This window comes from Rhodococcus sp. S3, assembly GCF_058211795.1.
Window position 1 is genome coordinate 1763859 of the sequence record NZ_CM177074.1, and the last position, 17679, is coordinate 1781537.

Annotated in this window: 18 protein-coding genes and 1 rRNA gene; 17 read left to right on the plus strand and 2 right to left on the minus strand. The window is 65.6% G+C overall.

The genetic code is table 11. The annotated features are described in order from the left end of the window. Positions 1-71 precede the first annotated feature (71 nt). A complete protein-coding gene (rpmE, locus tag AC0LPE_RS08235) occupies positions 72-305 on the plus strand; it encodes a 50S ribosomal protein L31 (RefSeq protein ID WP_006552583.1) in 234 nt (77 codons plus the stop codon). Between the two features lie 88 nt (positions 306-393). Next, positions 394-1473, plus strand: a complete 1080-nt coding sequence (prfA, locus tag AC0LPE_RS08240) for a peptide chain release factor 1 (protein WP_016693798.1) — start codon at positions 394-396, stop codon at positions 1471-1473. A gap of 26 nt (positions 1474-1499) precedes the next feature. Here prfA and AC0LPE_RS08245 read toward each other — a convergent pair whose 3' ends face one another. Then, entirely contained in the window at positions 1500-1985 is a 486-nt protein-coding gene (locus AC0LPE_RS08245) for a hypothetical protein (RefSeq protein ID WP_145691568.1), read from the minus strand. A gap of 184 nt (positions 1986-2169) precedes the next feature. On the opposite strand from AC0LPE_RS08245, the gene prmC reads away from it, so the two are divergent. The 13 genes from prmC (at position 2170) to AC0LPE_RS08310 (ending at position 13404) form a co-directional block, all read left to right on the plus strand. After that, positions 2170-3093, plus strand: coding sequence for a peptide chain release factor N(5)-glutamine methyltransferase (gene prmC / locus AC0LPE_RS08250; protein ID WP_016693800.1), 924 nt, complete (start codon positions 2170-2172; stop codon positions 3091-3093). 51 nt (positions 3094-3144) lie between these two features. Beyond that, positions 3145-3807, plus strand: coding sequence for an L-threonylcarbamoyladenylate synthase (locus AC0LPE_RS08255; RefSeq protein WP_016693801.1), 663 nt, complete (start codon positions 3145-3147; stop codon positions 3805-3807). A 19-nt stretch (positions 3808-3826) separates the two neighbouring features. After that, on the plus strand, positions 3827-5032 hold the full coding sequence (locus AC0LPE_RS08260; RefSeq protein WP_016693802.1) for an MraY family glycosyltransferase: 1206 nt from the start codon (positions 3827-3829) through the stop codon (positions 5030-5032). Between the two features lie 11 nt (positions 5033-5043). Continuing rightward, complete coding sequence (locus AC0LPE_RS08265) at positions 5044-5523, plus strand: Cg1360 family ATP-synthase-associated protein (RefSeq protein WP_020371189.1); 480 nt, start codon at positions 5044-5046, stop codon at positions 5521-5523. 327 nt (positions 5524-5850) lie between these two features. Next, positions 5851-6630: a F0F1 ATP synthase subunit A gene (gene atpB, locus AC0LPE_RS08270; protein WP_170318521.1), complete on the plus strand. Its 780-nt coding sequence runs from the start codon at positions 5851-5853 to the stop codon at positions 6628-6630. 90 nt (positions 6631-6720) lie between these two features. Continuing rightward, entirely contained in the window at positions 6721-6969 is a 249-nt protein-coding gene (locus tag AC0LPE_RS08275; protein ID WP_006552591.1) for an ATP synthase F0 subunit C, read from the plus strand. 13 nt (positions 6970-6982) lie between these two features. After that, positions 6983-7543: a F0F1 ATP synthase subunit B gene (locus AC0LPE_RS08280; protein ID WP_016693805.1), complete on the plus strand. Its 561-nt coding sequence runs from the start codon at positions 6983-6985 to the stop codon at positions 7541-7543. 5 nt (positions 7544-7548) lie between these two features. Beyond that, positions 7549-8364: a F0F1 ATP synthase subunit delta gene (locus AC0LPE_RS08285; RefSeq protein WP_088899335.1), complete on the plus strand. Its 816-nt coding sequence runs from the start codon at positions 7549-7551 to the stop codon at positions 8362-8364. A gap of 60 nt (positions 8365-8424) precedes the next feature. Further along, complete coding sequence (gene atpA, locus AC0LPE_RS08290; RefSeq protein WP_016692469.1) at positions 8425-10068, plus strand: F0F1 ATP synthase subunit alpha; 1644 nt, start codon at positions 8425-8427, stop codon at positions 10066-10068. 48 nt (positions 10069-10116) lie between these two features. Then, positions 10117-11100, plus strand: a complete 984-nt coding sequence (locus tag AC0LPE_RS08295) for a F0F1 ATP synthase subunit gamma (protein ID WP_006552595.1) — start codon at positions 10117-10119, stop codon at positions 11098-11100. Positions 11101-11106: 6 nt separating this feature from the next. Continuing rightward, positions 11107-12555, plus strand: coding sequence for a F0F1 ATP synthase subunit beta (atpD, locus tag AC0LPE_RS08300; RefSeq protein ID WP_016692470.1), 1449 nt, complete (start codon positions 11107-11109; stop codon positions 12553-12555). A 6-nt stretch (positions 12556-12561) separates the two neighbouring features. Continuing rightward, the gene (locus AC0LPE_RS08305) at positions 12562-12930 is read left to right on the plus strand and encodes a F0F1 ATP synthase subunit epsilon (RefSeq protein ID WP_006552597.1); all 369 of its coding nucleotides are present in this window, start codon (positions 12562-12564) and stop codon (positions 12928-12930) included. A gap of 75 nt (positions 12931-13005) precedes the next feature. After that, entirely contained in the window at positions 13006-13404 is a 399-nt protein-coding gene (locus AC0LPE_RS08310; RefSeq protein ID WP_370670867.1) for a DUF2550 domain-containing protein, read from the plus strand. A 10-nt stretch (positions 13405-13414) separates the two neighbouring features. Here the strand turns inward: AC0LPE_RS08310 and AC0LPE_RS08315 are convergent, their stop codons facing one another. Continuing rightward, positions 13415-13987 carry a cob(I)yrinic acid a,c-diamide adenosyltransferase gene (locus AC0LPE_RS08315; RefSeq protein ID WP_490606014.1) on the minus strand — a complete coding sequence of 191 codons (573 nt, stop codon included), beginning with the start codon at positions 13985-13987 and terminating at the stop codon, positions 13415-13417. 58 nt (positions 13988-14045) lie between these two features. Between AC0LPE_RS08315 and murA the strand changes: the two genes are divergently transcribed. Continuing rightward, a complete protein-coding gene (gene murA, locus AC0LPE_RS08320) occupies positions 14046-15326 on the plus strand; it encodes a UDP-N-acetylglucosamine 1-carboxyvinyltransferase (protein ID WP_088899309.1) in 1281 nt (426 codons plus the stop codon). A gap of 559 nt (positions 15327-15885) precedes the next feature. After that, positions 15886-17407, plus strand: a 16S ribosomal RNA gene (locus tag AC0LPE_RS08325). The last annotated feature ends 272 nt before the right edge of the window (positions 17408-17679 follow it).

Sequence of the window (17679 nt, forward strand, 5' to 3'; positions counted from 1 at the left end):
ACAGGCTCAGTCCGGCTCCGGTTCACGTCTTCGACCCGCGAAGGCGACCCGGCGGCCACGAAAGGGACACCATGAAGGCAGGAATCCACCCCAACTACGTGACGACGACCGTCGTCTGCGGTTGCGGTAACACGTTCGAGACGCGCAGCACCAAGGAGTCGGGACGTATCAACGTCGAAGTCTGCTCCAACTGCCACCCGTTCTATACCGGCAAGCAGAAGATCCTCGACACCGGTGGACGCGTCGCGCGCTTCGAGGCTCGCTACGGCAAGCGTGCGCCGAAGAAGGCCGCTTCCGACAGCTAGCTGTCACGCCGACGCCCGGTACTGCCCTCGTGCAGGCCGGGCGTCGGCTTTTTCATTGCAAGGATCGAAACCAGAGCGGAGCACACTCATGGCGGGGCAGACCAAGCCGTCGGCCATCGACGACATCCTGGCCGAACACGCGGGTCTGGAGCAGCAGCTGTCCGACCCGTCGCTGCACGACGATCCTGCGGCAGCGCGTCGGGTGGGCAAGCGGTTCGCGGAGCTCGCCCCCGTGATGTCGACCTACAACGCTCTGAAGCAGGCCCGCGAGGATCTCGAGGCGGCGCGCGAACTCGCCGCCGACGATTCGTCGTTCGCGTCCGAGGTCGACGACCTCGAGGCGCAGGTCGCCGAGCTCGACCGTTCGCTGACCGACCTGCTCGCGCCCCGCGACCCGCACGACAGCGACGACGTGGTCCTCGAGGTCAAGTCCGGTGAGGGTGGCGAGGAGTCCGCTCTGTTCGCCGGTGATCTCGCCCGGATGTACACGCGCTACGCCGAACGTGCCGGTTGGCGCGTCGAGGTTCTCGGTGCCACCTACTCCGATCTCGGCGGCTACAAGGACGTCACGCTGTCGATCAAGTCGCGGACCGACGTGCGCGACGGCGTGTGGTCCCGTCTGAAGTTCGAGGGCGGCGTGCACCGTGTCCAGCGTGTGCCCGTCACCGAGTCGCAGGGACGCGTGCACACCTCCGCGGCCGGCGTGTTCGTCTATCCCGAGCCCGACGAGGTCGAGCAGGTGCAGATCGACGAGGGCGACCTGCGCATCGACGTCTACCGGTCGTCCGGCAAGGGCGGTCAGGGCGTCAACACCACCGACTCGGCCGTGCGCATCACGCACCTTCCCACCGGCATCGTGGTGACCTGCCAGAACGAACGCTCGCAGCTGCAGAACAAGGCCCGCGCAATGCAGGTCCTCGCGGCGCGCCTGCAGGCGGCGGCGGAAGAGGCGGCCGAGGCCGAGGCATCGGCGGGTCGCGCCAGCCAGGTCCGGACCGTCGACCGGTCGGAGCGCATCCGCACCTACAACTTCCCGGAGAACCGGATCACCGATCACCGCATCGGCTTCAAGTCCCACAACCTCGACGCGGTGCTCGACGGCGAACTCGACGCGCTGCTCGACGCCCTGGGCGCTGCGGACAGAGAAGCCCGGCTCGCGGCGGAGTAACCGCGAACCGGGCTCGTCGGCAGGGATCAGGCAGGAGCTTCGTCGCCCTCACCGGCCTCGCCGCCCCCGTTGTCGTCGGGCGCCGGTGCCGGCGGAACGTTCGTGAGATCGACGCCCGGCAGCAGGAAGCAACCCTGACCGTCGGCGTTCTGATGGGCGCCCCAGACTGCGCTGACGACGAGTCCGTCCCCGGTCTGGAGGGCGACCGCAGGCTCGTCCTCGTCGATTGCTTCCGGAAGGACACCGCCGCCCAGCTGCAGCGTCCGCAGGTTCAACCAGTTGATCTGGCCTCCTCCGCTGCCCTCCTGCTCGATCTCGTACTCGATCTGGCCGGGCTCCGCGTCCTCCTCGGCGAGAACGGTCTCCGTGTCGACCGAGCCGATGCCCGCCGGGCATCCGATGGGGATCGGCTGGAAGTCGATGGGCTCGGCACTCGCGAGAGCAGGGGCCGCGAAGGCGGTCGCGCCCGCAGCGGCAAGAACGGTGATTCCACGCACAGTCCGCGTCTTCATGAAGCAATCCCTTTCTGTCGATGAAACCGACCGGAAGGTATCGGTCCTCGTTCGGGTGCCCCTCCCGGCGTGCTGTCAATCACGTTGCCGGAAACACCCCCGATGTCCGGTCCGTGACTTCTGCGTGCAATGCGAGGGCTACCTCGGCGTAGTGCAGGTCCGAGGTCGTGGCACGCTGTAAGGCGTGAGCCGTCAACCTCTGCGCCTGGCCATCATCGAAGCGGCATCGGTCCTCGAGGAAGCAGGAGTCCCGAGTCCCCGGGTCGACGCCGAACTTCTCGCAGCCCACCTGCTCGGCATCGAGCGGGGGCGACTCGGTCTGGTCCCGCTCGTCGATGCGACGACCATCGACGCCTACCGGTCGATGGTCGAACAGCGGGCGAAGCGGATTCCTCTGCAGTACATCATCGGTACCTCGCCGATGGGGGAGATCGACCTCGCGGTGGGGCCGGGGGTGTTCGTCCCGCGGCCCGAGACGGAACTGCTGCTCGGATGGGCGCTGGCCTTCCTCGAACGCCACGGCAGCCGCAACCCGGTCGTCCTCGACCTGTGCACCGGATCCGGCGCGCTGGCCCTGGCGATCGCTCATGCGCGTCCCGACGCCGAGGTCCACGCCGTCGAGCTCGAGGCGAAGGCCCTTGCGTGGGCACGACGCAATGCCGAGACCCGCGCGGACGAGGGGGACACCCCGATCCGGCTGTACCAGGGCGACGTCACCGACCGCACCCTGCTCACCAACCTCGAGGGCAGTGTCGACCTGGTGGTCGCCAACCCGCCCTACATCCCGGAGGGGGCGGACCTCGAACCCGAGGTCATCGAACACGATCCGCATTCGGCGCTCTTCGGGGGAGCGGACGGACTGTCCGTCATCCGGCCGATGGTCTCCAACATCGCGCGCTGGCTGCGGATCGGGGGAGCGGCAGCGGTCGAGCACGACGACACGCACAGCCTGCTGGTCGCCGAACTGTTCGAGCAGCGTCGGGTGTTCGGCGACGTCGTACGGCACCCCGACCTCGCCGGGAAGGCCCGATTCGTGACCGCACATCGTGTGCCCACCGCGGTGGAGGCCGACCGCATGAAGTCGGTACGGTCTGCGGCGGACGGCTGACGGGCAGGACCCGTCCGGTGCCGATTGCGGCCGAAGTGGAAGGATGAGCGCGTGAGCACCGTGTACGACTGCAACAACGAAGCTTCGCGCGCCGCCGGACTCAACGCGGCGCGCGGCGCACTCAAGGCCGGACGACTCGTCGTCGTACCCACCGACACGGTGTACGGCATCGCTGCCGATGCGTTCGACTCCGACGCCGTGACCGCGCTGCTACGCGCGAAGGGACGCGGCCGCGACATGCCGGTTCCGGTCCTCGTCGGCTCCTGGACGACCATCGACGGCCTCGTCGCCTCGGTGCGTCCCGAGGCGCGGGAGTTGATCCGCGCGTTCTGGCCGGGCGGGCTCAGCCTCGTGGTGCACCAGGCGCCGTCGCTGGCCTGGGATCTCGGCGACACCCGCGGCACTGTCATGCTCCGCATGCCGCTGCACCCCGTCATCCTGGAGCTGCTGCGCGAGGTCGGTCCGCTCGCGGTCTCCAGCGCCAACGTCTCCGGCCGGCCTCCTGCCACCGACGTCACCGAGGCGCGTGAGCAACTCGGAGCGTCGGCGAGTGTCTATCTCGACGGTGGCCCCGCCGAGCACGGGGTGGCATCGACGATCGTCGACCTCACCGGCGACCGCCCGCGCATCCTGCGCGAAGGTGCGGTGACGGCCGAAGCACTCGCGGAGGTGCTCGGCGACGATCCCGAGCGCCTTCGGTCCGGCGGGGAGTAGCGGCGGAGGAACGGAGCACGTGACTGCAGCCGACACCACCGCCGTACTGCTCGCCCAGGCCGGGCGCGGCGCCGGCGTTCCCATCCGGGAGCTTCTCCTCGTCCTGCTCACCGCCGCGGTGGTGACCTTCCTCGCGACCGGTGTGGTGCGGATCCTCGCGCTGAAGTTCGGAGCGGTCGCCGTGCCCCGCGACCGCGACGTGCACGTGACCCCGACTCCGCGGATGGGTGGGGTCGGCATGTACATCGGCCTCGTCGCGGGAATCGTGTTCGCTCAGCAATTACCTGCTCTGACAAGGGGTTTCGAATTCACCCCGGATATGGGGGCGGCGCTCGTCGCGGCCTCGATCATCGTCGTCGTCGGCATCGTCGACGACCGGTGGGGACTCGACGCACTCACCAAGTTCGTCGGCCAGGTCACCGCGGCCGGCGTGCTCGTGATCATGGGCGTGAGCTGGATCGTCATCTACGACCCGTTCAGTGCCTCGACACTCGTGCTCGACCAGCTCCAGGGCGGTCTCATCACCGTCGCCGTCGCCGCGGTGACGATCAACGCGATGAACTTCGTCGACGGGCTCGACGGTCTCGCGGCCGGACTGGGTCTCATCGCCGCACTCGCGATCTGCGCGTTCTCCGTGGGTCTGCTGCTCGATCAGGGCGGCGACGTCTCCGCCTACCCGCCGGCCCTCATGGCCGCGGCCCTCGCCGGCGCCTGCCTCGGCTTCCTGCCGCACAACTTCCAGCCCGCCAGGATCTTCATGGGCGACTCCGGGTCCATGCTCATCGGTCTCATGCTCGCCGCGATCTCCACGAGCGCCTCGGGCCTCATCCCGCTCAGCGCCTACGGTTCGCGCGACCTGCTCGGTCTGCTCTCGCCGCTGATCCTGGTCGGTGCCGTGATGTTCATCCCGATCCTCGACCTGCTCCTCGCGATCGTGCGGCGCACCCGGGCCGGCGTCAGCCCGTTCAGCCCCGACAAGATGCACCTCCACCACCGCCTGCTGCAGATCGGGCACTCGCACCGTCGCGTGGTGCTGCTGCTCTACCTGTGGGTCGGCATCCTGGCCTTCGGAGCCGTCGGTTCCTCGCTGCTCGATCGGCGGGCGGTGGTGTTGATCCTCGCGGGCGGTCTCGTGTTCGCCCTCGTCGTGACCGCCGTGCCGTCGCTACGGCGGCACGACGAGTCGGGGGAGACGCCACCGGAGCACTCCCGAGAGGTCGGTTAGGCTCGGATATCGTGACGAACCCGGATCATCCCGAACCCGACCACGGTCTGCCCTCGCTGCCCGACCCGATCGCACCGATGCGCGCGGCCGTGCGGTACGGCGCCCTCGGTCTTCTCGCGCTCGCCGTCGTGGCGTCGGTGGTCTCGGTGCTCGTCGCCGGGATGCCCGGCCTGTGGGGTGCGCTCATCGGAGCGGCCGTCGGCGGAGGTTTCATCCTCTTCACCGCACTCGGCGTTCTCCTGACGTCGAAGTTGCCGGCGATGACCGCCGGAGCAGTACTTCTCGGCACGTGGCTGCTGAAACTGATCCTCGCCATCGTCGTGATGGGTTCGCTCGACTCGCTCGACTTCTACAACCGCAACGCACTCGTCCTCACGATCGTGTTCGCCCTGGTCATCGTTCTGGGGGCCGAGACCTACGGCGTGCTCTCGCAGCGCGCGCTGTACGTGGATCCCCAGGCGTCGTCCGGATCCGACAACGACGATCGGTAGTAGTGCCGCTTGTCCATAACCCCCACGTAGGAACCCACCTACGCACTGTCGTAGAGCAGTTGATAGGGTGAGTTCTACGAGAGTGACGCTGCACGCATCGGGTTTGAAGAGGGTGCGCAGTTGTGACTTCGTAGGCGGTCGTGTTCAAATGGCCGCCGAGTCGACGAGAGTCGCCGACACCGGCAGGAAGCGGGACCGTTCACTCGGTTCGGACCACTGGCGAATACGCGAGCCGACCTGGTCGACTTCAGGATCGTCAATGTCCGATCGAACCGCAGACGGCATGCCTGCGGCCGACTACGGGAGAGAGCGCTGAGCGTCACCACCTTGGCAGCCGGAGAATTCCACGCGCCGTCACTAGCTGATTTTTTCCCACCGGCAGTCCTGTTCGAAGGCACCCCCTTCGAGATGGACCGGCTGATGCTCATCCGCGTCGCCGTCGCCCTGATCGTTGCGCTGTTCTTCTTCTTCGCACTGCGGAGTCCGAAGATCGTGCCGCGGGGCGTGCAGAACGTCGCCGAGATCATGCTCGACTTCGTCCGGATCCACATCGCCGAGGACATCCTCGGTAAGGAACAGGGACGCCGGTTCCTCCCGGTGATCGTCACCATCTTCTTCCTGGTGGTCGGTCTGAACCTGACCTCGGTCATCCCGTTCCTCAACATCTCGTCCAACGCACGAATCGGTATGCCGATCGTGCTCGCGGCACTGGCCTACATCGTCTTCAACTACGTGGGCATCAAGAAGTACGGATTCTTCCGTTACGTCAAGAGCAGCATCGTCATCCCGAACCTGCCGCCGGCTCTCCACGTCCTGGTGATCCCGATCGAGTTCGTCTCGACCTTCATTCTGCGGCCGTTCACGCTGACCATTCGTCTCATGGCCAACATGCTGGCCGGTCACATCATGCTCGTGCTGTTCTTCAGCGCCACCCAGTTCTTCTTCTTCGATTCCGACGGCTTCATGAAGGTGTTCGGTATCGGTTCTCTCATCGGCGGAATCGCGTTCACCTTCTTCGAGCTCCTGGTGATCGTCCTGCAGGCCTACATCTTCGCGCTGCTCACCGCGGTGTACATCGATCTGGCCCTGCACGCCGAAGAGCACTAGCTCGACGGACGGCACGACCTACATCTACACACAGACTGACTCGGTTGCCGACTCCCGGGGCCGAGCCACAAGAAAGGGAATGGAACACCAATGAGCGTTGCGCTTCAGGCAGCAGACGTCCTCGCCCAGGAGACCACGATCTCGGGTGCAGGCGCCATCGGCTACGGCCTCGCCGCCATCGGCCCCGGCATCGGCATCGGCATCGTCGTCGGCAAGGCGATCGAGGGCATGGCTCGTCAGCCCGAGATGGCCGGCCAGCTGCGCACCACGATGTTCCTCGGTATCGCATTCACCGAGGCCCTCGCGCTGATCGGCATCGTCGCCGGCTTCATCTTCTGATCCGACGATCACAATGGCTGACAGCATCCTGATTCTCGCGGCAGAGGCGGAGGACCAGAATCCTCTCCTCCCCGCGACGTACGACATCGTCTGGTCGCTGGTCGCCCTGATCCTCGTCGGATTCGTCTTCTGGAAGTTCGTGCTTCCGATGTTCCAGAAGGTGCTCGACGAGCGTTCGGAGCTGATCGAAGGCGGCATCAAGAAGGCAGAGGAAGCTCAGGCGGAGGCTGCGGCCGCGCTCGAGCAGTACCGTAGCCAGCTCGCCGAGGCCCGCACCGAGGCGGCGCAGATCCGTGAAGAGGCCCGTGCACAGGGCCAGCAGATCATCGCCGACATGAAGGCGCAGGCCCAGGAGGAGAGCGACCGTATCGTCGCCGCCGGTCACAACCAGCTGCAGGCCCAGCGCCAGCAGATCGTGGCCGAGCTGCGTAGCGATCTCGGACGCAGCTCCGTGGATCTCGCCGAGAAGATCCTCGGCGAAGCGCTCGCGGACGACGTGAAGCGTGCCGGCTCGATCGATCGGTTCCTCGACGAACTCGACTCCCTCAGCGCTGACTCTGCATCCGGAAAGTGAGCACCATGTACGCAGCAAGCCGTGAGGCACTCGCTCATACGCGTTCCGCGTTGCAGTCCGCCCTGGGCTCGGGTGCCGCGACTGCCGCTGCGGCTCAGGCCGGTTCCGAACTCTTCTCGGTGGTCGAGGCGCTCGACAGCCAGCGGGCTCTCCGGACCGCGCTGGCCGACGCCTCGGCCCCGGCTGCCGTTCGCGAGCGGCTGGCCGAGCAGGTCTTCGGCGGCAAGGTTTCGGCCCAGACCCTCGCGACCGTCAAGGCCGCAGCGGGGCAGGACTGGTCGGCACAGTCCGACCTGACCGGCTCGCTCGTCCAGCTCGGCCGTGAGGCACTGCTGAAGGCCGCAGCGGACCAGGACCAGCTCGACACCGTCGAGGACGAACTGTTCCGCCTCGGTCGCATCGTGGCCGGCGACCCCGAGCTCGAGCAGACGCTCTCGGATCGCAGCACCCCGGCTTCGGCCAAGCGCGATCTGCTGACGCGCCTGCTCTACGGCAAGGTGACCGCGGTCACCGAGGCGCTGGCGGTCCACGCGGTCGGTCGGCTGAGCAAGTCGCCGGCCGAGACGTTCGACGAGTTGTCGGCGCTCGCCGCGGCCCAGCGGGACCGTGCCGTCGCGCACGTCCGCAGTGCGGCACCGCTCGATGCGAAGCAGGAGGAGCGGCTCACCGCGACCCTGACCCGCATCTACGGGAAGCCTGTGACGGTGCACGTCGAGGTCGATCCCGAGCTTCTCAGTGGATTGGTCGTCCGGGTGGGCGACGAGGTCATCGACGGTAGTGCCGCGGGTCGACTCGCTGCAGTGCGCAAGAGCCTCACGTAGTCCACTACCGAACACACACATAGATCTTTTCGAAGACCAGATACCGAGAGCAGGAAGAACATGGCGGAGCTGACGATCTCCTCCGACGAGATCCGTAGCGCGATTGACAATTACACCGCGAGCTACTCCCCGGAGGCCTCCCGCGAGGAGGTCGGCGTGGTCGTCGACACCAGTGACGGCATCGCGCACATCAGCGGTCTGCCGTCGGCGATGGCGAACGAGCTGCTGGAGTTCCCCGGTGGCGTCCTCGGCGTGGCCCTCAACCTCGAGGCCACCGAGATCGGTGCCGTTATCCTGGGCGACTTCCAGACCATCGAAGAAGGCCAGGAAGTCAAGCGGACCGGCGACGTTCTGTCGGTGCCGGTGAGCGACAACTTCCTCGGTCGCGTCGTGAACCCGCTCGGTCAGCCGATCGACGGTCTCGGCGACATCGAAGCCGATGAGACCCGCGCCCTCGAGCTGCAGGCCGCGACCGTGCTGGAGCGCCAGCCGGTCGAGGAACCGCTGCAGACCGGCATCAAGGCCATCGACGCGATGACCCCGATCGGCCGCGGCCAGCGTCAGCTCGTGATCGGCGACCGCAAGACGGGCAAGACCGCGGTCTGCATCGACGCGATCCTGAACCAGAAGGCGAACTGGGAGACCGGCGACCCGAAGCAGCAGGTCCGCTGCATCTACGTCGCGATCGGCCAGAAGGGCTCGACCATCGCGGGTGTCAAGCAGGCACTCGAGGAGAACGGCGCGATGGAGTACACCACCATCGTCGCGGCTCCGGCCTCCGACTCCGCCGGCTTCAAGTGGCTCGCCCCCTACACCGGTTCGGCCCTCGGCCAGCACTGGATGTACCAGGGCAAGCACGTCCTCATCGTGTTCGACGACCTGACCAAGCAGGCCGAGGCCTACCGCGCCATCTCGCTGCTGCTGCGTCGTCCGCCGGGCCGCGAGGCATACCCCGGCGACGTGTTCTACCTGCACTCGCGTCTGCTGGAGCGCTCCGCCAAGCTCTCCGACGAGCTCGGTGGCGGCTCGCTGACGGCCCTGCCGATCATCGAGACCAAGGCGAACGACGTGTCGGCCTACATCCCGACCAATGTCATCTCCATCACCGACGGCCAGGTCTTCCTCGAGTCCGACCTGTTCAACAAGGGTGTCCGCCCCGCCATCAACGTCGGTATCTCGGTTTCCCGAGTCGGTGGCGCCGCCCAGACCAAGGGCATGAAGAAGGTCTCCGGTTCGCTGCGCCTCGAGCTCGCGCAGTTCCGTGAGCTCGAAGGCTTCGCCGCCTTCGCCTCCGACCTCGACGCCGCTTCGAAGGCTCAGCTCGAGCGCGGTCAGCGTCTCGTCGAGCTCCTCAAGCAGGACCAGTACGCGCCCATCGCGGTCGAGGACCAGATCGTGTCGATCTACCTCGCCGGCGAAGGTGTCTTCGACTCGGTTCCGGTCGAGGACGTGCGTCGCTTCGAGACCGAGCTCCTCGAGGATCTGCACCGCAACGCCGCAGGCGTCTACGAGCAGATCGCCGGTGGCAAGGCCCTGTCCGACGAGTCGATCGAGGCTCTCACCGCCGCGACCGCCAAGTTCAAGGAGGGCTTCATCGCCTCCGACGGCAGCCGTGTCGTGAACGAGGCAGAGGCCGAGGCCCTCGGTGCCGACGAGGTCCAGCAGGAGCAGGTCTCCGTCAAGCGCACCACCGTTCGCAAGTGAGCGGGGAGTCCATGACCCAGCGTCCAGTGAAGGGAGTGTGATCGACGAATGGCGAACTTGCGCGAACTGCGCTCGCGGATCAAGTCGGTCAACTCGACCAAGAAGATCACCAAGGCGCAGGAACTGATCGCGACGTCGCGTATCACGAAGGCCCAGGCCCGAGTGGCAGCGTCCAAGCCGTACGCCGAGGAGATCACCAAGGTGCTCTCCGAGCTGGCGAGTGCGTCGGCCTCGTTGGATCACCCCCTGCTCAACGAGCGCGAGAACCCCAAGCGTGCCGCAGTGCTGGTCGTGACCAGCGACCGCGGTATGGCCGGCGGTTACAACTCCAACGTCCTCAAGGAAGCCGAGGAGCTGCGTCAGCTGCTCCTCAGCGAGGGCAAGGAGCCTGTGCTGTACGTGATGGGCGGCAAGGGCCTCGGCTACTACACGTTCCGTGAGCGTGAAGTGGCCGCTGCCTGGACGGGCTTCTCGCAGGACCCCCGTTACACGGACGCCGCGAAGGCGAGCCGTCACCTGGTCGAACTGTTCATGGCGGGTTCGGGCACCGAGGTGCCCGCCCCGAACGGCGAGGGCACCATCGAGGGCGTCGACGAACTGCACATCGTCTACACCCGCTTCGTGTCGATGCTGACCCAGACCCCCCAGGTTCGCAGGATGGCTCCGCTCGAGGTGAGCATCACCGAGGACGAGATCGACCTCGGCGAGGACATGCTCACCGACGGACGCCGCGCCACGGACAACGAGGGACCGCAGGCCGTGTACAACTTCGAGCCGGAGGCCGGAGTTCTGCTCGAGGCTCTCCTGCCGAAGTACATCAGCACGCGCATCTACGCGTCGCTGCTGGACGCGGCGGCCTCCGAGTCGGCAGCCCGTCGTACCGCCATGAAGGCCGCGACGGACAACGCCACGGAACTGGTGAACACCCTCAGCCGTCAGGCGAACCAGGCCCGCCAGGCCCAGATCACCCAGGAAATCAGCGAGATCGTCGGCGGTGCCGGTGCGCTCGCCTCGAGTGCAGGAAGTGACTGAACCACAATGACCGCAGCAGTAACCGACAACAACGCCGGTGCGGCGTCGGCCCTTGCCGGGCGCGTCGTCCGCGTCATCGGCGCCGTCGTCGACGTGGAATTCCCGCGTGGCGCCGTGCCCGAGCTGTTCAACGCCCTGCACGCAGAGGTCACTCTGCCGTCCGTGGCGAAGACCCTGACCCTCGAGGTCGCGCAGCACCTGGGTGACAACCTGGTCCGCACGATCTCGATGCAGCCCACCGACGGCCTGGTGCGTGGCGCCCCCGTCAGCGACACCGGCAAGCCGATCTCGGTTCCCGTCGGCGACGTCGTCAAGGGCCACGTGTTCAACGCGCTGGGCGACTGCCTCGACGCGCCGGGCACCGGCCGCGACGGCGAGCAGTGGGGCATCCACCGCAAGCCCCCGGCCTTCGACCAGCTCGAGGGCAAGACCGAGATCCTCGAGACCGGCATCAAGGTCATCGACCTGCTGACCCCGTACGTGAAGGGCGGCAAGATCGGTCTGTTCGGTGGTGCCGGTGTCGGCAAGACCGTTCTGATCCAGGAGATGATCACCCGTATCGCGCGTGAGTTCTCCGGTACGTCGGTGTTCGCCGGCGTCGGTGAGCGCACCCGTGAGGGCACCGACCTCCACCTCGAGATGGAAGAGATGGGCGTCCTCCAGGACACCGCCCTTGTCTTCGGTCAGATGGACGAGCCGCCGGGAACGCGTATGCGCGTCGCCCTGTCGGCCCTGACGATGGCGGAGTACTTCCGCGACGTCCAGGGACAGGACGTGCTCCTGTTCATCGACAACATCTTCCGCTTCACGCAGGCCGGCTCGGAGGTTTCGACCCTCCTCGGTCGTATGCCGTCGGCCGTGGGTTACCAGCCCACGCTCGCGGACGAGATGGGTGAGCTCCAGGAGCGCATCACCTCGACGCGTGGCCGTTCGATCACCTCGCTGCAGGCGATCTACGTGCCCGCCGACGACTACACCGACCCCGCGCCGGCCACGACGTTCGCTCACCTCGATGCGACCACCGAGCTCTCGCGTCCCATCTCGCAGATGGGTATCTACCCCGCTGTGGACCCGCTGACGTCGACCTCGCGAATCCTCGAGCCGGGCATCGTCGGTGCCGATCACTTCCGGGTGGCCAACGAGGTCAAGCGCATCCTGCAGAAGTACAAGGAACTGCAGGACATCATCGCCATCCTCGGTATGGACGAGCTCTCCGAAGAGGACAAGGTCACGGTCGCCCGTGCCCGTCGTCTCCAGAAGTTCCTCGGCCAGAACTTCATCGTCGCCGAGAAGTTCACGGGTCAGCCGGGTTCGGTCGTGCCGCTCGCCGACACCATCGAGGCCTTCGACCGCGTGTGCAAGGGCGAGTTCGACCACCTGCCCGAGCAGGCGTTCAACAGCTGCGGTGGACTCGACGACGTCGAGGCTGCAGCCAAGAAGATCGCCGGAAAGTAGGCCACCGTGGCTGAGATGAGCGTGGACATCGTTGCCGTCGAGGAGCGTGTGTGGTCCGGATCGGCGACTCTCGTCACCGCCCAGACCACCGAGGGCGAGATCGGCATCATGCCCGGTCACGAGCCCGTGCTCGGCCAGCTCGTCGAGGGTGGCGTCGTGTCCGTCAGGACGGCGGACGGTGAGCGGATCGTCATGGCCGTCCATGGCGGATTCCTCTCGGTGACCGCGACGACGGTGACGGTGCTCGCCGAAGCCGCCGACCGCGTGGAGGACATCGACGTCGAGGCAGCCAAGTCGACTCTGAACGATGCAGATCGTGACGAGTCGGAGATCGCAGCGGCCCGCGGCCGCCTGCGGGCTGTCGAACGAGCCTGATCGTCGAACAACGAGAAGCCGCGACGGAGCCGACGAGCAGTGTCACCTGGATTTCTGATTCTCAGTATCCTTGTGGTGCTGCTCGCGGTCTCCGTCGCGGCTTTGTTGTACCGCCTCTTCACCCTGCGCGGCGGGGGTACCGCCGCCATTCTGCGAGTGATGCCTCAGAACGAGGGTTCCGGCTGGAGGCATGGAATCGTTCGGTACGGCGACGAGACACTCGCGTTCTACAAGCTTTCGAGCCTTCGGCCCGGACCCGACGTACGACTGACCCGTCAGGGCATCGATGTGCGTTCGCGACGCAAGCCGGAAGGCAGTGAATTCGACATCATGACCGAGGACATCGTGATCCTCGATGTGATCGACCGCGACGACTCCTACGAGATCGCGCTCGACAGCGGCGCTTTGATGGCCTTCATGTCCTGGGTCGAATCCAGGCCCGACGGCCGGTCGCAGCGCCGCCGCCCCCTCTAGAGGGACTTCCTCACGCGCCCGCTCCCGGCTTCCACAGCACGTCGCCGTCCGGGTTCGCGATCCGGCACAGGATGAACAGCAGATCCGAGAGCCGGTTCAGGTACTTCGCCGGCAGGACGTTCGTGTCGTCCGGAGCCGCGTCCACCGCCGCCCACGCCGACCGTTCCGCACGTCGTGCCACCGTCCTGGCGGTGTGCAACAGAGCAGCCCCCGGCGTGCCGCCCGGAAGAATGAACGAGTTGAGCGGTTCCAGCTCCTCGTTGAACTCGTCGCACCAGCCCTCGAGCCGGTCGATGTACTGCTGGGTGATCCGCAGCGGCGGGTACTTCGGGTTCTCGACCACGGGCGTCGACAGATCCGCGCCGGTATCGAAGAGATCGTTCTGGATCTGCCGGAGTACCGGGACGAGCCGTTCCGGGAGCGCTCCCAGTGCGAGCGCCACACCGATCGCCGCGTTGGTCTCGTCGCAATCGGCGTAGGCGACCAGACGAGGGTCGTTCTTCGAGACGCGCGAGAAGTCGCTGAGCCCCGTCGTTCCGTCGTCTCCGGTGCGGGTATAGATCCGTGTCAAGTGGACTGCCATGAGCGTCACGGTACCGGCTCTGCTCTCCCCACGGACACGCCCGTTACGCTGTGTCGTTGTGAGTGAACGCTTTCTTGTCACAGGTGGGAACCGCCTTTCCGGCGACGTCGTCGTCGGGGGCGCCAAGAACAGCGTCCTCAAGTTGATGGCTGCGGCGCTGCTCGCCGAGGGCACCACCACGATCACCAACTGCCCCGACATCCTCGACGTGCCCCTGATGGCCGATGTCCTGCGCGGACTCGGATGTGAGGTCGTACTCGAAGGCGACGCCGTGCGCATCACCACGCCTGCCGAACCCGAGTACCGCGCCGACTTCGCGGCCGTCCGGCAGTTCCGGGCGTCCGTCTGTGTACTCGGCCCGCTGGTCGCACGCTGCCGCAAGGCGATCGTGGCGCTGCCCGGCGGCGACGCCATCGGCTCCCGTCCGCTCGACATGCACCAGGCGGGTCTGCGCCTGCTCGGCGCCCATTCGTCGATCGAGCACGGGTGCGTCGTGGCGGAAGCGGACGACCTGCACGGCGCGACCATCCGCCTGGCGTTCCCCTCGGTGGGAGCGACGGAGAACATCCTCATGGCCGCGGTCCTCGCCAAGGGGGACACGACCATCGACAACGCGGCCCGCGAACCCGAGATCGTCGACCTGTGCAACATGCTCGTCCGCATGGGGGCGCGGATCACCGGAGCGGGCAGTACGACGCTGCGGGTCTCGGGAGTCTCGTCCCTCCGTCCCACCGAACACCGGTGCATCGGCGACCGGATCGTCGCGGCCACATGGGGGATCGCAGCAGCGATGACGCGGGGCGACCTCACCGTCCGTGGCGTCAATCCGAAGCACCTCGCGTTGGTGCTGGACAAATTGCGAAGTGCCGGCGCCGAAGTCACGCCGTTGGCCGACGGATTCCATGTCGTGCAGAAGGAGCGGCCCCGTGCCGTCAACTTCGCGACGCTGCCGTATCCGGGATTCCCGACCGACCTGCAGCCCATGGCCATCGGTCTCGCGGCGATCGCCGACGGGACGTCGATGATCACCGAGAACGTCTTCGAAGCGCGGTTCCGGTTCGTCGAGGAGATGGTGCGTCTCGGAGCGGACGCCCGCACCGACGGTCATCACGCGGTCGTGCGGGGAGTGGAGCAGTTGTCGAGTGCTCCCGTGTGGGCATCGGACATCCGTGCGGGCGCAGGTCTGGTGCTCGCCGGCCTGTGTGCGGACGGGGTCACGGAAGTGCACGACGTCTACCACATCGATCGTGGTTATCCGCGGTTCGTCGAGATCCTCCAGGAGCTCGGCGGAACCATCGAGCGGGTGGGTGTCGAAGAAGGCCGGCTCCTGTCGCACTAGGGAGAAACCCTTGATCGTGGCCTGTGTCCGGCGTCACCGGAAGCGATTTCGGTCCGGTCGGCGCCTTTCACGGACATCCACCTGGGCTTTCCTCGAGGCTTACCCCCTCTGAACAGGCGATTTGGCAGGCAGTTGATCCTCGCGTAACTTATTCCAGGTCAGAGCGACACGGACACCGACCCGGGCCGAGAGGAACGGGACAACGAGGTTGGACGAAGGCGCCTGAACTTGGTTACGAGCCCCCGATTCTTCTGGTAAGGTCGGTGGCCCCGGAGGTCGAAGAGACCTCCTGATGAACAGTCACCCCGGAGTGAACGAACCGGAAGGTTCGGGATCGATGGTGTGTGCGTGTTCTTTGAGAACTCAACAGTGTGCCGATGAATGTCAGTGCCAAATAATATTTGGTGCGACCACTTCACTTTTTGTGGGTGGTTGTTGCTGGACATCGCATTCTTCCGTCTGCGGTGATCCAGTGTTTAGCTAGTTTGAGTTTTTATGCTAGTGATTTGACTCGATGTCTTTGACTGATTGCCTCGCTTCGGTGGGGAATCTTGAGTCTTCAACGGAGAGTTTGATCCTGGCTCAGGACGAACGCTGGCGGCGTGCTTAACACATGCAAGTCGAACGATGAAGCCCAGCTTGCTGGGTGGATTAGTGGCGAACGGGTGAGTAACACGTGGGTGATCTGCCCTGCACTCTGGGATAAGCCTGGGAAACTGGGTCTAATACCGGATATGACCTCGGGATGCATGTCCTGGGGTGGAAAGTTTTTCGGTGCAGGATGAGCCCGCGGCCTATCAGCTTGTTGGTGGGGTAATGGCCTACCAAGGCGACGACGGGTAGCCGGCCTGAGAGGGCGACCGGCCACACTGGGACTGAGACACGGCCCAGACTCCTACGGGAGGCAGCAGTGGGGAATATTGCACAATGGGCGCAAGCCTGATGCAGCGACGCCGCGTGAGGGATGACGGCCTTCGGGTTGTAAACCTCTTTCAGCAGGGACGAAGCGCAAGTGACGGTACCTGCAGAAGAAGCACCGGCCAACTACGTGCCAGCAGCCGCGGTAATACGTAGGGTGCGAGCGTTGTCCGGAATTACTGGGCGTAAAGAGCTCGTAGGCGGTTTGTCGCGTCGTCTGTGAAATCCCGCAGCTCAACTGCGGGCTTGCAGGCGATACGGGCAGACTCGAGTACTGCAGGGGAGACTGGAATTCCTGGTGTAGCGGTGAAATGCGCAGATATCAGGAGGAACACCGGTGGCGAAGGCGGGTCTCTGGGCAGTAACTGACGCTGAGGAGCGAAAGCGTGGGTAGCGAACAGGATTAGATACCCTGGTAGTCCACGCCGTAAACGGTGGGCGCTAGGTGTGGGTTTCCTTCCACGGGATCCGTGCCGTAGCCAACGCATTAAGCGCCCCGCCTGGGGAGTACGGCCGCAAGGCTAAAACTCAAAGGAATTGACGGGGGCCCGCACAAGCGGCGGAGCATGTGGATTAATTCGATGCAACGCGAAGAACCTTACCTGGGTTTGACATGTACCGGACGACTGCAGAGATGTGGTTTCCCTTGTGGCCGGTAGACAGGTGGTGCATGGCTGTCGTCAGCTCGTGTCGTGAGATGTTGGGTTAAGTCCCGCAACGAGCGCAACCCTTGTCCTGTGTTGCCAGCACGTGATGGTGGGGACTCGCAGGAGACTGCCGGGGTCAACTCGGAGGAAGGTGGGGACGACGTCAAGTCATCATGCCCCTTATGTCCAGGGCTTCACACATGCTACAATGGTCGGTACAGAGGGCTGCGATACCGTGAGGTGGAGCGAATCCCTTAAAGCCGGTCTCAGTTCGGATCGGGGTCTGCAACTCGACCCCGTGAAGTCGGAGTCGCTAGTAATCGCAGATCAGCAACGCTGCGGTGAATACGTTCCCGGGCCTTGTACACACCGCCCGTCACGTCATGAAAGTCGGTAACACCCGAAGCCGGTGGCCTAACCCCTCGTGGGAGGGAGCCGTCGAAGGTGGGATCGGCGATTGGGACGAAGTCGTAACAAGGTAGCCGTACCGGAAGGTGCGGCTGGATCACCTCCTTTCTAAGGAGCAACTTCCGATACAGACACAACACAGGTTGTGCTCTGATCGGCAGAGCCATTACGGATTCACAGGTAATCCGGTGGTGCTCATGGGTGGAACGCTGACAAGCATTTTCTTCACTACTGCGGGCCCGAGTGCCGGCAGGAGGAAAGTTATATCGGTGCACTGTTGGGTCCTGAGAGAACACGCGAGTGTTTGATCAGCGACGATGTCGAAGAAAGTTCCGTGGTGTCCATGGGGTGAGTATTCGGTGTTGTGTGTTGTTTGAGAA

Bases quoted from the DNA above. Each gene is read 5' to 3' on its own strand.
- rpmE (WP_006552583.1), top strand. From the start codon at position 72: ATGAAGGCAGGAATCCACCCCAACTACGTGACGACGACCGTCGTCTGC.
- prfA (WP_016693798.1), top strand. From the start codon at position 394: ATGGCGGGGCAGACCAAGCCGTCGGCCATCGACGACATCCTGGCCGAA.
- AC0LPE_RS08245 (WP_145691568.1), bottom strand. From the start codon at position 1,985: ATGAAGACGCGGACTGTGCGTGGAATCACCGTTCTTGCCGCTGCGGGC.
- AC0LPE_RS08275 (WP_006552591.1), top strand. From the start codon at position 6,721: ATGAGCGTTGCGCTTCAGGCAGCAGACGTCCTCGCCCAGGAGACCACG.
- AC0LPE_RS08280 (WP_016693805.1), top strand. From the start codon at position 6,983: ATGGCTGACAGCATCCTGATTCTCGCGGCAGAGGCGGAGGACCAGAAT.
- AC0LPE_RS08285 (WP_088899335.1), top strand. From the start codon at position 7,549: ATGTACGCAGCAAGCCGTGAGGCACTCGCTCATACGCGTTCCGCGTTG.
- atpA (WP_016692469.1), top strand. From the start codon at position 8,425: ATGGCGGAGCTGACGATCTCCTCCGACGAGATCCGTAGCGCGATTGAC.
- AC0LPE_RS08295 (WP_006552595.1), top strand. From the start codon at position 10,117: ATGGCGAACTTGCGCGAACTGCGCTCGCGGATCAAGTCGGTCAACTCG.
- atpD (WP_016692470.1), top strand. From the start codon at position 11,107: ATGACCGCAGCAGTAACCGACAACAACGCCGGTGCGGCGTCGGCCCTT.
- AC0LPE_RS08315 (WP_490606014.1), bottom strand. From the start codon at position 13,987: ATGGCAGTCCACTTGACACGGATCTATACCCGCACCGGAGACGACGGA.